General features: G+C 74.1%; 10 protein-coding genes and 1 pseudogene. 10 read left to right on the top strand and 1 reads right to left on the bottom strand.

The genetic code is table 11. The annotated features are described in order from the left end of the window. Nucleotides 1-36: 36 nt before the first annotated feature. From K7862_RS02445 to K7862_RS02435, 3 genes are all read left to right on the top strand, one after another. A complete protein-coding gene (locus K7862_RS02445) occupies nt 37-624 on the top strand; it encodes a DUF3043 domain-containing protein (protein ID WP_308011806.1) in 588 nt (195 codons plus the stop codon). 65 nt (nt 625-689) lie between these two features. Next, nucleotides 690-1445, top strand: a complete 756-nt coding sequence (locus K7862_RS02440; RefSeq protein ID WP_222960363.1) for a class I SAM-dependent methyltransferase — start codon at nt 690-692, stop codon at nt 1443-1445. A 142-nt stretch (nt 1446-1587) separates the two neighbouring features. Then, nucleotides 1588-2721 (top strand): S1C family serine protease, encoded by a 1134-nt coding sequence (locus K7862_RS02435; RefSeq protein WP_222959965.1) that lies wholly within the window; start codon nt 1588-1590, stop codon nt 2719-2721. Nucleotides 2722-3000: 279 nt separating this feature from the next. Here the strand turns inward: K7862_RS02435 and K7862_RS02430 are convergent. Further along, nucleotides 3001-3201, bottom strand: a pseudogene (locus K7862_RS02430) (hypothetical protein); the annotation flags it as partial. Between the two features lie 144 nt (nt 3202-3345). Between K7862_RS02430 and K7862_RS02425 the strand changes: the two are divergent. The 7 genes from K7862_RS02425 (at nt 3346) to lpdA (ending at nt 12596) form a co-directional block, all read left to right on the top strand. Continuing rightward, nucleotides 3346-4548, top strand: coding sequence for a bifunctional adenosylcobinamide kinase/adenosylcobinamide-phosphate guanylyltransferase (locus tag K7862_RS02425; protein WP_222959963.1), 1203 nt, complete (start codon nt 3346-3348; stop codon nt 4546-4548). A 165-nt stretch (nt 4549-4713) separates the two neighbouring features. Then, nucleotides 4714-5751 (top strand): nicotinate-nucleotide--dimethylbenzimidazole phosphoribosyltransferase, encoded by a 1038-nt coding sequence (cobT, locus tag K7862_RS02420; protein ID WP_222959961.1) that lies wholly within the window; start codon nt 4714-4716, stop codon nt 5749-5751. 155 nt (nt 5752-5906) lie between these two features. Beyond that, nucleotides 5907-7616: a phosphatidylglycerol lysyltransferase domain-containing protein gene (locus K7862_RS02415; RefSeq protein ID WP_222959959.1), complete on the top strand. Its 1710-nt coding sequence runs from the start codon at nt 5907-5909 to the stop codon at nt 7614-7616. After that, entirely contained in the window at nt 7609-8331 is a 723-nt protein-coding gene (locus K7862_RS02410; RefSeq protein WP_222959957.1) for a hypothetical protein, read from the top strand. Before K7862_RS02415 ends, K7862_RS02410 begins: the two co-directional genes overlap by 8 nt. Before the next feature lie 103 nt (nt 8332-8434). Continuing rightward, nucleotides 8435-9217, top strand: a complete 783-nt coding sequence (locus tag K7862_RS02405) for an adenosylcobinamide-GDP ribazoletransferase (RefSeq protein WP_222959955.1) — start codon at nt 8435-8437, stop codon at nt 9215-9217. A 262-nt stretch (nt 9218-9479) separates the two neighbouring features. Further along, on the top strand, nt 9480-10994 hold the full coding sequence (locus tag K7862_RS02400; RefSeq protein ID WP_222959953.1) for a leucyl aminopeptidase: 1515 nt from the start codon (nt 9480-9482) through the stop codon (nt 10992-10994). A 213-nt stretch (nt 10995-11207) separates the two neighbouring features. Next, nucleotides 11208-12596: a dihydrolipoyl dehydrogenase gene (gene lpdA / locus K7862_RS02395; RefSeq protein ID WP_222959951.1), complete on the top strand. Its 1389-nt coding sequence runs from the start codon at nt 11208-11210 to the stop codon at nt 12594-12596. Nucleotides 12597-12610: the final 14 nt, after the last annotated feature.

Here is a 12610-nt window from a genome sequence, read left to right as displayed (position 1 = left end):
TGGGGTCGCGGCGCACACTCACGTAACCTGGAAGACGTGTTCCGACGTCGTTCCCAAGATGAGCAGGTCTCGACCACCGCGGTGCTCGACGACCAGGCCCGCGACCCGCAGGCTCCCAAGGGTCGCCCCACTCCCAAGCGCAGCGAGGCCCAGGGCCAGCGCCGCAGGGCGGTGACCACCCCCACGGACCGCAAGGGCGCTGCCCGCCAGGCCCGTGACGCCCGCCGTGTCGACATGGCCAAGCAGCGCGAGGCGCTGGCCAGTGGTGACGAGCGCTACCTGCCCGTCCGCGACAAGGGCCCGGTGCGCAGGTTCACCCGCGACTACGTGGACTCCCGGTTCCGCATCGCCGAGTTCTTCCTGCCCATCGCGGTCCTCATCCTGGTGCTGAGCATCGTCCGGGTCGGGTCGCTGCAGACCATCTCGCTGCTGCTGTGGCTGATCGTGATCGTCGCCATCGTCGCCGACTCGTTCGTCACCGGCTTCGCGCTGCGCAACCAGCTGCGCAAGCGCTTCCCCGAGCAGAACACGAAGGGCGCCGTCGCCTACGGGCTGATGCGCACCCTGCAGATGCGCCGGCTGCGCCTGCCCAAGCCGCAGGTCGCGCGCGGCACCAAGCTCTGACCGCCGGCTTCGCCGGTCCTGGGTCCGCCGGGTTCTCCGGCGGGGCGCAGGGCTGGCTCGCCCGGCTGGGCGGGCTGCGGAACACCGTCCGTCAGGAGCTGGTCGCCCGCCAGCTCGACGAGCAGCTCGCCGAGCGGCAGGGCTCCGGCGAGCCGCCGCGGTTCCTGCGCGTGCTGGACATAGGCCCCGGCCAGGGCACCCAGGCGCTGCGCCTGGCCCGGGCCGGCCACCAGGTGACCGGGCTGGAGTCCGACCCGGCGATGCTCGGCGCGCTGCGGGCCGCGGTCGCCGCCGAGCCCGCCGAGGTGCGCGAGCGGTTCGCCGTGCTCCAGGGCGACGGCCGGGAGACCGGCCGGCACTTCGGGCCGGCCTGTTTCGACGTGGTGCTCTGCCACGGCGTGCTGATGTACCTGCCGGACCCGGAGCCGATGCTGGCCGCCCTCGCCCGGGTCCTGGCCCCCGGCGGTCTGCTCTCCCTGCTGGTCCGCAACGGTGACGCCCTGGCCATGCGGCCGGGTCTGCTCTGCGACTGGGACCGGGCGGTGGCCGCGTTCGGCTCCGACGCCTACGTCAACCGGCTGGGACTGGCCACCCGCGCCGACCGGCGCGAGCCGCTGGCCGCGATGCTCGCCGGGATCGGGGTGCCGCTGCGGTCCTGGTACGGCGTGCGGGTCTTCACCGACGCCGCGGCCGACAGCGCGCGGGCCCCGCAGGACCCGCACGAGCTGCGCGCCCTGCTGGAGGCCGAGGAGCGGGCTGGCCGCACCGACCCCTACCGCGGAGTGGCGGCGCTGCTGCACCTGTGCGCGGTGAAGTCCTAGCCCACGCGGTGTCCGAACCCGGGGAAGTCCCCCCGCGGGCTCTGCCGCCGTCGGGCCGCACGACCTGCCACCGCCGTCGCGACGGGACCCGATTGGGTGCGCGGGCCAGGCCCGGCGACCGGAGAAACGCGACAATTCCGGCATGAGTGGATCGCACCGTGCCCGTGTCCGTACCACCCGTGACCACCGTGCCCGGACCCGCCGGGGACGTCCCCGACCGGTGCTCCCCCTCGTCGCGGCCGGTCTGACCGCCACGGCCCTGCTGGCCACCGGCTGCTCGTCCGGTTCCGGCGGCCACGCCGCGGCGCAGACCCCCGGCGCGGTGCAGGGCCTGGACCAGTCGACCTCGGGCGCCGACGATCTGCAGACCGCGTACCAGAACGCGGTGAAGAAGGTGCTGCCCTCGGTCGTCTCGATCAGCACCGACCAGGGACTGGGCTCGGGCGTGGTGTACGACGACAAGGGCGACATCGTGACCAACGCCCACGTCGTCGGCAACTCCAAGACGTTCGAGGTGTCGCTGGCCACCGGCGGCCAGCCGCTCGGTGCGAAGCTGGTGGCGTCCTACCCGCCCAGCGATCTCGCGGTCATCAAGCTCGACTCGGTGCCCGGCGGTCTCAAGCCGGCCACGTTCGGCGACTCCGGGAAGGTCGCGGTCGGCCAGATCGTGCTGGCCATGGGCAACCCGCTGGGCCTGTCCAGCAGTGTGACGCAGGGCATCGTCTCCGCCACCGGCCGCACGGTCACCGAGGGCGAGTCCGGCGGCGGCACCGGCGCGACCATCTCCGACATGGTGCAGACCTCGGCCGCCATCAACCCGGGCAACAGCGGGGGCGCGCTGGTCAACCTGAACGACCAGGTCATCGGCATCCCCACCCTGGCCGCCACCGACCCCCAGCTCGGCAGCGGTGCCGCGCCCGGCATCGGCTTCGCCATCCCCGCCTCCACCGTCCAGCGGATCGCCGGGCAGATCGTGCAGAACGGCAAGGTCACCAACTCCGGCCGGGCCGGCCTCGGCGTGACCGTGCGGGGCGTCGTCGGCCAGGACTTCCAGCCCGCGGGCGTCGCGATCGTCTCCGTCAGCAACGGCGGTGCGGCGGCCAAGGCCGGCCTGCAGGCGGGCGACGTGATCACCAAGGTGGGCAGCAGCCCGATCACCACGGTGCAGTCCCTGACGGAGGCGCTGGCGGCCTACCGGCCCGGTCAGCAGGTGCCCGTCACCTACGAGCGGAACGGGCAGCAGAAGACGGTTCAGGTCACCCTCGGCTCGCTCTGACCGGCTCCCGCGGCCGCCACAGGCCGCGGTTCCGGCGGCCGGCTCCCGTCGACGGACCGGGCCACCCAGCGCGGCCGGCCCGGTCCTCGTCCGTCAGCGTCCGTCAGCCGATCGCCGGACGCCTTCGCCGGCGCTCCCTCAGATGCCGTCGGGGGCCTGGGTCGCGCCCGACGCCTCGGGCGGGGCGACCGCCTCCGCGACTTCGCTGCCGATCCCGGGCTCGACTCCGTCGATGCCGCCCCCACCGCCGCCGCCCTCGCCGCCCTCGCCGCCGTCGCTCTCGGCGTGCAGGCTCATCGGACCGTAGATGCGCTTCTCGTCCTCGAACAGCACGGCCTGGTCGGCGCCCCCTTCCAGCAGCTCCTTCCAGACCTCCCCGATCCACGACTCGGCGTCCCCCTGGGTGGTGAACTCCTCGGGCTCCACCGCGGGCGGCACCTCGGTGCCGTCGGCCTTCTCGAACCGCCACGTCCACGCCATGTGTTTCTCCTCGGTCCATTGAGGTCGTACCGGATCTTCCGTGCTGCTCTCGCAGCGTATCTGCCGTGTCCGGACGCGTGACGGTCGTCTCCGCATGGCGGGCCGGACGCGCCCGCGCGGGCGGGACGCGAGAGGATCACTTCCGTGGAACTCACTCTGCTCGGCACCGGCGGCCCCGAGGGCCTGCCGCTGCCCGACTGCCCGTGCGCGGCCTGCGCGCTCGCCGTCGGTGCCGGCGCCCGCGCGGCGACCGCCGTCCTGGTCGACGGGGTGGTGCTGATCGACCTCACGCCCGGTGTGGCGCTCGCCGCGGCCCGGGCCGGGCAGAGCCTGGGCGCCCTGCGCCTGGTGCTGCTCTCCCACCCGCACGACGGCCCGGCGGTGGAGATCCCGCCGGGACTCCCGGCGCCGGCCCGGGTGCCGGACGGGCAGCGGCTGCCGCTGATCACCGGTCACCGGGTCGAGGCGGTGGCCGTGGACGCGCCGGGCACGGGGTACGCCATCGAGTCCCCGGACGGCCTGCGCGCCCTGTACCTGCCGCCGGGCTGCGCGCCGGCCGGCCTCGCCGAGAACGGCGGCGAGGCGTACGACCTGGTGCTGCTCGACGTCGTCGGCCGGCCGGACGCACTGGCACGGCTGCGGGCGGCGGGGGCGGTCACCCCGACCACGGATGTCGTCGCCGTGCACATCGGGCACAGCGCGCCGCCGCAGCCGGAGCTCGGACGGCGGTTGGCCGCGCTCGGCGCGCGGGCCGTCCCCGACGGGACGACCCTGGTCGCCGGGGACTACCAGAGCGTGCCGGACGTGCCGCGCCGGACGCTGGTGCTGGGAGGTGCCCGCTCGGGCAAGTCGGCCGAGGCGGAACGGCGGCTGGCCGCGTTCCCCGACGTGGTCTACGTCGCCACCGGCGGGTCCCGCGAGGACGACCCCGACTGGGCGCGGCGGGTCGCCGACCACCGCGAACGGCGGCCGGCCGGCTGGCGTACCGAGGAGACGCGGGACCTGGTGCCGCTGCTGGAGGTTCCCGGCGGGCCGCCCCTGCTCATCGACTGCCTCGGGCTGTGGCTCACCCACGTCATGGACGCGGCGGACGCCTGGGACGACGAGGCGTGGCACGACGGGGCGTACCGTCAGGTGCGCGCCCGCACCGAGGAGTTGGCCACGGCGTGGCGGGCGACGCGGCGGACGGTGGTGGCCGTCTCCAACGAGGTCGGCTCCGGGGTGGTGCCCGCGCACGCGTCGGGACGCCGGTTCCGCGACGAGCTGGGCCGCCTCAACACGGCGATCGCCGCGGAGTCCGAACACGTCCTCCTCCTCACGGCAGGCCTCCCCTCCCTCCTGCGCTGACCCGGCGCCCCCTCCGGCCCCCGTACGACGGTGTGCGCGTGGAAGACGGTTTGCGCGTGAGAGGGGAGGGGCGGGGCAGCGCACCGCGGGGCGGCGCCGGGGCCGGGACGGCCCGAGGAAGAGGGGGAGGTACCGCAGAGGAGTCGTCACGGTACTGTTCGGCAAGTGAGCGGCATCGACTTGGACGACTTCGGCTCCCTCGTGGAGCGCCCCGACGCAGGCCTGCGCCGGGACTCGCAGGATCGCTGGCGGGAACTGGTGAAGCCCGCGGACGGGCTCGGCAAGCCGGCCGAACTGGCCGACTGGCTGTCCGCCGTGCAGGGCGAGGTCCCGGCCCGGCCCCTGACGCGCCCCCGCGTACTGGTCTTCGCCGGTGACCACGGCGTCGCCGCGCTGGACGTGTCGGCACGCCCCGCGGGCACCGCGTCCACCCTGGCCGGGGCCGTGCTCGACGGCACCGCCCCCGTCAGCATCGTGGCCCGCCAACTCGGCGCGCAGGTGCGCCTCGTCGACATGGCCCTGGACTGCGATCCGGCCGGACTGCCCGCCGATGTGACGGCCCACCGGGTGCGCCGCGGCTCCGGCCGGCTCGACGTCGAGGACGCGCTGACCCGCGACGAGGCCGAGCAGGCGTTCCGCGCCGGCATGGCCCTCGCCGACGAGGAGGCCGACTCCGGCACGGACCTCGTCCTGCTCGGCGACCTGAGCGTCGGCGGCACCACGGTGGCCGGCGTCCTGATCGCCGCCCTGTGCGGCACCGACGCCTCGGTGGTGACGGGCCGCGGCTCCGGCATCGACGACCTGGCCTGGATGCGCAAGTGCGCGGCGATCCGTGACGGCCTGCGCCGGGCCCGCCCGGTGCTGGGCGACCAGATCGCCCTGCTGGCCGCGGTCGGCGGCGCCGACTTCGCCGCGATCACCGGCTTCCTGCTGCAGTCGGCGGTGCGCAAGATGCCCGTCGTGCTGGACGGCGTGGTGAGCGCGGCCTGTGCCCTGGTGGCGCAGCGGATCGCGTTCCGCGCGCCGGACTGGTGGCTGGCCGGGCACGCCAGCGGTGAGGCGGGACAGGCCAAGGCCCTGGACCGGATCTCGCTGAGCCCGCTGCTGGACCACGCCGTGCACTCGGGCGGCGGGACCGGCGCGCTGCTGGCGCTGCCCCTGCTGCAGGCCGCGGCCCTGCTCTCGGCCGAGCTCCCCGCCTGACGATCGCGCCCTCCCGCCCGGGACCTCCGGCCCCGGGCCGCGCATTCTCTCCCGCCGGCCGCCCGCCCGCACGCCCGGGCGGCCGGTCGCGGGAATCCCCGCAGGCCCGGGCGGCCGTTCCGCGCGATCGGGACGAGGAGTCATAAACTTCCCAGATGGGAACCGCCCGGCGCGCCGCCGCCTACACGGTGTGGTACCTCCGCATCGTCACCGCAGTGAACCTGCTGGGCGCGGTCTGGGTGAGCTTCGGCGCCGACATCCGCCGGCACAACGCCCAGGACTATTTCACCCCCTATCTGCTCACCGCCGGCTTCACCTCGGCCGCGTTCGCCCTCTTCCTCTCCGTCACGATGCGCCGGCACAAACGCGCCGCGTGGATCCTCAACCTCGTGCTGTGCGGGCTGTTCTTCGCCGCGCTGGCGATCAGCATGGTGTGGCCGCAGATCCACCGGCACCCGCAGAACTGGGTGTCGCTGGCGCTGACCGCCTCCTTCCTGGGCGCGCTGCTGCTGGGCCGGCCCGAATTCCGCGCCAAGGGCGACCGGGCGAACCCCTGGCAGGCCGCACTGGTGGCGGTGGTCGGCCTGGTGCTGGCCGGCCTCATCGGCACCGGGCTGGTCGCCGCGACGAACTCGGCGAACGGCGCGACGTTCGGCGACGTCTTCGGCTACGCCCTGGTGCGGCTGGTCTCCCTGGTGCCCAGCGACGCCGCGTTCGCCGCGATCGAGGCGCCGCACTGGGTCGACGTCGTCATCAACATCATGAGCGCCCTGCTCTTCCTGCTCGTGCTGTTCGTCGCGTTCCGCTCGCCGCGCGGCCGCGAACTGCTCTGCGCGCAGGACGAGGAGCGGCTGCGCGCGCTGCTGGAGAAGTACGGCGACCGCGACTCGCTCGGCTACTTCGCGCTGCGCCGCGACAAGAGCGTGATCTGGTCGCCGAGCGGCAAGTCGGCGATCGCCTACCGCGTGCTCGGCGGCGTCAGTCTGGCCTCCGGGGACCCGATCGGCGATCCGGAGGCGTGGCCGGGGGCCATCGAGGCATGGCTCGCCGAGGCGAAGCAGCACGCGTGGGTGCCGGCCGTGATGGGCGCCAGCGAGGAGGCCGGCACGGTGTACTCGCGGCACGGCCTGGACGCACTCGAACTCGGCGACGAGGCCATCGTCGAGGTCACCGACTTCACGCTGGACGGCCGCGCGATGCGGACGGTCCGGCAGGCGTACAACCGGGTCAAGCGGTCCGGCTGCACCGTCCGCATCCGGCGGCACGTCGACATCCCGCAGGAGGAGATGGACGCCCTGGTGGAGCGCGCCGACCACTGGCGCGACGGCGGCACCGAGCGCGGCTTCTCGATGGCCCTGGGGCGGCTGGGCGACCCGGCGGACGGCGAGTGCGTGATGGTCGAGTGCCAGGACGACGGCGGGCGTCCGCGGGCGCTGCTGAGCTTCGTTCCGTGGGGGCCGCACGGTCTGTCGCTCGACCTGATGCGGCGTGACCGCAGCGCCGACAACGGTCTGATCGAGTACATGGTGATCGAGCTGATCCAGCGGGCGGACGAGGTGTCGGTGCGTCAGGTCTCGCTGAACTTCGCGATGTTCCGCTCGGTGTTCGAGCGGGGTTCGCGGCTGGGGGCGGGCCCCGTGCTGCGGTTGTGGCACTCGCTGCTGACGTTCTTCTCGCGGTGGTGGCAGATCGAGTCGCTGTACCGCGCCAACGCCAAGTTCCGCCCGATCTGGGAGCCGCGCTATGTGCTGTTCGGCAAATCCAGCGAACTGCCCAGAATCGGGCTCGCGGGCGCGCGGGCCGAAGGCTTCCTCGGCGTCCCCCGGCTGCCCGTGCCGCTGCGGCGGCGCCGCGAGGGTGCGTGAGGCGGCACCCGCGGGGACGGTGTCCGCGCCGGCGGCGGCCGGGCGGCTGCGGCGGCTGGCCGTCGCCGAGTGGGGGACGGTCTTCCCCGACGTGTGGCGGCGGCTGCGCGGCTCCGGGCCGCGGGCGGTCCCGCTGACCCTGGTCTCGTGCGCGGGCATCCTGTTCCTCCAGCTCGTGCAGCACTCCGACGGCGTCAGCGACTGGGTCGAACGGCTCGGCGGCGTCTACGCCACGCTGCCGTGGTGGCTGGCCCTGCTGCGGACGCCGCTGTCGCTGTTCGTGCCGGACCCCTCGCTGCCCATCTGGGGGCTGGTCGTGCAGGTGGTCGTGGTGTTCGGGATCGCCGAGACGACGCTGGGCGCGCGCCGCACCCTGGGCGTCGCGCTGCTCGCGACGCTGGCCGGCACGTGTTTCGCCCGCTGGTCGGTGTGGGCCGGCCCCGGAGTGCTGCTGGGCCTCGCGCCGCAGGCCCTGGACGTCCGGGACACCGGCCCGTCCGCCGCCGTGGTGGCCCTCGGCGTGTACGCGGCGTGCCGCTATCGCGCCTGGTGCACGGCCACGGCGATCGCCGTCGCGATGATCGTCGAGGTCGTCTGGGTGACGAACCTCGCGGGCTACGAGCACCTGGCCGGCGTGGCCGCGGTGCTGACGCTGGCCGCCGCGGAGTCCCGGCTCCGCGCACGGCACCACGGGTCCCTGAGGGTCCGCCGGTAGCGTTCCGCGCCGCGTGCCCGGCCCGGTTCGGCCCGGTTCGGCAGGGCGGACGGGGCAAGCCCACCCGTGCGGAGGGTCCTCGGGCGCGCGGTAGCCTCGCGCGGTGACCAGGCCGGCTTCCCTCGACGCACTCCGTTTCGCCTTCGGCACGCTCACGGTCCTGCCGGTGCGGGTGACGCGCTGGGACCGGGCGGCGGCCCGGGGCGGGATGCTGGCGGCGCCGCTCGCGGGCCTCGTGGTGGGCCTGGCGGCGGCGGTGGCCGGCGGCGTCCTCACCGCCCTGGGCGCCACCCCGCTGCTGGCCGCGGCCGGCGCCGTCGCGGTACCCGCGGCGCTCACCCGGGGGCTGCACCTGGACGGTCTCGCCGACACCGCCGACGGGCTCGGCAGCGGCAAGCCGGCCGACGAGGCACTGCGCATCATGAAGCAGTCGGACATCGGGCCGTTCGGGGTCGTCGTGCTGGTGCTGACGCTGCTCGGGCAGACCGCCGCGCTGGCCGCGTGCTACGGGCACGGCTGGGTGTACGGCGGTACGGCGGCGGTGGTGGCCGCGGCGGGCGGGCGGGTGGCGATGACGCTGGCGTGCCGGGCGGGTGTGCCGGCGGCCAGGCCGGGCGGGCTGGGCGCGGCGGTCGCCGGAGTGGTGCCGAGAGGGGCGGCCCTGGCGGTGGTCGCCGGGGCGGTACTGGCCGCCTGTGCGGCGGGCGCTGCGTTCGGCGGGCTGAGCGCGGTGCGGTTCTGCGTGGCTGCGGTGGGGGCGGTGGGCGCCTCGGAGGCGGTGTTGCGGCGGTGCCGCGGGCGGTTCGGTGGGGTCACCGGTGACGTCTTCGGGGCCCTGTGCGAGATCTCCACGATCTCCGCCCTCCTCGTCCTCGCCCTCCGCTGAGGGTTCGCCCCCGACCGTGCACCGCTCCCGGCAGGGGTACCGCACGGCAGGTGACCGTGTGCGGACGGTGAGTGGGCGGCGGGAAAGGGGGGAGGCGGGGAGCGGCGGGACCGTCGTACCGGGGACAGGAGCCGGGCGTACAGTCGGAGGGTTCCCCGCTGTCGCACCGCCCCGCTGATGTGGCGGAATACGATGCGGGAGCCCCGGCCGGGCCACCCGCCGGCCCCTCACAGGACCTCAACCGAATAGGACCTCACCCACCGTGACTGCTCTGACTCTCAGTACCTCCTCCGCCGCAGCGTTGCGGGCGGACGCCGTCGTCGTGGGCCTGGCCAAGGGGCCCAAGGGCCCGCGGCTCGCCCCGGGAGCGGAAGCCGTGGACGCCGCCTTCGACGGCAGGCTGACCGCCACCCTGGAGACCCTGGGGGCGTCCGGCGCCGAGGGCGAGGCGACCAAGCTGCCCGCCCCGGCCGGCGTGAAGGCCGCGGTCGTGCTCGCGGTGGGCCTGGGAGACGCACCCGAGGACGGCGAAGGCTACGACCCCGAGGCGCTGCGCAAGGCCGCGGGCGTCGCGGGCCGCGCCCTGGCCGGCTCGAAGAAGGCGGCCTTCGCGCTGCCGATCGCCGGCGCCGCGGACATCGAGGCGATCGCCGTCGGCGCGCTGCTGGGCGCCTACTCCTTCACCGCCTACCAGTCGCAGAACGGCAGCGCCGGCAAGGGCTCGCTGGGCGAGGTCGCGGTCGTCGGCGCGAAGCCGCGCGACAAGGAGCACAAGGCCGCCGCCGAGCGGGCCGTCGCGGTGGCCGAGGAGGTCAACCGCGCGCGCGACCTGGTGAACATGCCCTCCAACGACCTGGACCCGAAGGCGTTCGCCGCCCAGGTGCAGGCGGCCGGCAAGGAGTTCGGCCTGAAGGTCGAGGTGCTGGACGAGAAGGCGCTGGCCAAGGGCGGCTACGGCGGCATCCTGGGCGTCGGCCGCGGCTCGGCGACCCCGCCGCGTCTGGTGCGCGTGGCCTACAAGCACCCCAAGGCCACCCGCACTCTCGCCTTCGTCGGCAAGGGCATCACCTACGACTCGGGCGGCATCTCGCTGAAGCCGGCCGGCCACAACGAGACGATGAAGTGCGACATGAGCGGCGCCGCCGCGGTGTTCGGCGCCGTCGTGGCCGCCGCCAAGCTCGGCCTGGCCGTCAACGTCACCGGCTGGCTGGCGCTGGCCGAGAACATGCCCGGCGGCAACGCCACCCGCCCCGGCGACGTGCTGCGGATGTACAGCGGCAAGACCGTCGAGGTGCTGAACACCGACGCCGAGGGCCGCCTGGTGCTGGCCGACGCGCTCGCCCGCGCCTCCGAGGAGTCCCCGGACGCGATCGTGGACGTGGCGACGCTGACCGGCGCGATGGTGCTGGCGCTGGGCGACGGCCGCTTCGGCATCATGGCGAACGACGACGACTTCCGTACCGCCGTGCACGCCACCGCGCTGGCGCAGGGCGAGGACTCATGGCCGATGCCGCTGCCCAAGCAGCTCCGCAAGACCTTCGACTCCCCCACCGCGGACATCGCGAACATGGGTGTGCGGCCGGGCGGCGGCCTGATCGCCGGCCTGTTCCTGAAGGAGTTCGTGGGCGAGGGCATCACCTGGGCGCACCTGGACATCGCCGGTCCGGCCTTCAACGAGGGCGGCCCGTTCGGTTACACGCCCAAGGGCGGCACGGGCAGCGCGGTGCGCACGCTGGTGGGTCTGGCCCGCAGGACCGCCGAGGGCGATCTCCTCTGATCGGGTGACTTCCCTCACGTACGGCCCCGGACGCGACGCTCCGGGGCCGCGTCGTATGGGTCTCCGCCCGGCCCGGTGACCCGTCTGCCGCCGAGAAGTGCGAAGATGTTGTCTCGGCACGACAGGGCCCCCTTTGAGACAAAGCGGCCGAACCAAGCCGCCGCCCGGTCATGGTGGACCGGCTCCGGCGTACCCATGCATGGAGGACGTGACGTGGCGAACGACGCCAGCACTGTTTTCGACCTAGTGATCCTCGGCGGTGGCAGCGGCGGCTACGCTGCCGCTCTGCGTGCCGCGCAGCTGGGACTGGACGTCGCCCTGATCGAGAAGAACAAGCTCGGGGGCACCTGTCTGCACCAGGGATGCATTCCCACCAAGGCGCTGCTGCACGCCGGCGAGATCGCCGACCAGGCTCGCGAGAGCGAGCAGTTCGGCGTGAAGGCCACCTTCGAGGGCATCGACATCGCGGCCGTCCTGAAGTACAAGGACGACGTGATCTCGGGCCTCTACAAGGGCCTGCAGGGCCTGGTCGCCTCGCGGAAGGTGACCTACATCGAGGGCGAGGGCCGGCTGTCCTCCCCGACCTCGGTGGACGTGAACGGCCAGCGGATCGAGGGCCGGCACGTGCTGCTGGCGACCGGCTCGGTGCCGCGCTCGCTGCCGGGTCTGACGATCGACGGCAACCGGATCATCTCCTCGGACCACGCGCTGGTCCTGGACCGCGTGCCCAAGTCCGCGATCATCCTGGGCGGCGGCGTCATCGGCGTCGAGTTCGCTTCGGCGTGGAAGTCCTTCGGCACCGACGTGACGATCGTCGAGGGCCTGCCCCACCTGGTTCCGGTGGAGGACGAGAACAGCTCCAAGCTGCTGGAGCGCGCGTTCCGCAAGCGGGGCATCAAGTTCAACCTGGGCACCTTCTTCCAGAGCGCCGAGTACACCGCCGACGGCGTCAAGGTGACGCTGGCCGACGGCAAGACCTTCGAGGGCGAGGTGCTGCTGGTCGCGATCGGCCGCGGCCCGGTCTCGCAGAACCTCGGCTACGAGGAGCAGGGCGTCGCGATCGACCGCGGCTACGTCCTGGTCGACGAGTACATGCGCACCAACGTGCCGACCATCTCGGCCGTCGGCGACCTGGTGCCCACGCTCCAGCTCGCGCACGTCGGCTTCGCCGAGGGCATCCTGGTCGCGGAGCGCCTGGCGGGTCTGAAGACCGTGCCGATCGACTACGACGGCGTGCCGCGGGTGACGTACTGCCACCCCGAGGTCGCCTCCGTCGGCATCACCGAGGCCAAGGCCAAGGAGGTGTACGGCGCGGACAAGGTCGTCACCCTGAAGTACAACCTGGCCGGCAACGGCCGGAGCAAGATCCTCAAGACTTCGGGCGAGGTCAAGCTCGTCCAGGTGCGTGACGGGGCCGTCGTGGGTGTCCACATGGTCGGCGACCGGATGGGTGAGCAGGTCGGCGAGGCTCAGCTGATCTACAACTGGGAGGCGCTGCCCGCCGAGGTGGCGCAGCTCATCCACGCCCACCCGACGCAGAGCGAGGCCCTCGGCGAGGCCCACCTCGCGCTCGCGGGCAAGCCGCTGCACTCGCACGACTGACCCTCCGCACGCCA

Origin of the sequence: Actinacidiphila acidipaludis, from assembly GCF_019890725.1 — a bacterium.
GTDB classification, from domain to species: Bacteria; Actinomycetota; Actinomycetes; order Streptomycetales; family Streptomycetaceae; genus Actinacidiphila; species Actinacidiphila acidipaludis.
This window is presented reverse-complemented; position numbering and strand designations above follow the sequence as displayed.

Excerpts from the sequence above, each read along its gene's own strand:
- K7862_RS02415 (WP_222959959.1), top strand. The coding sequence starts at position 5,907 with ATGGGAACCGCCCGGCGCGCCGCCGCCTACACGGTGTGGTACCTCCGC.
- K7862_RS02435 (WP_222959965.1), top strand. The coding sequence starts at position 1,588 with ATGAGTGGATCGCACCGTGCCCGTGTCCGTACCACCCGTGACCACCGT.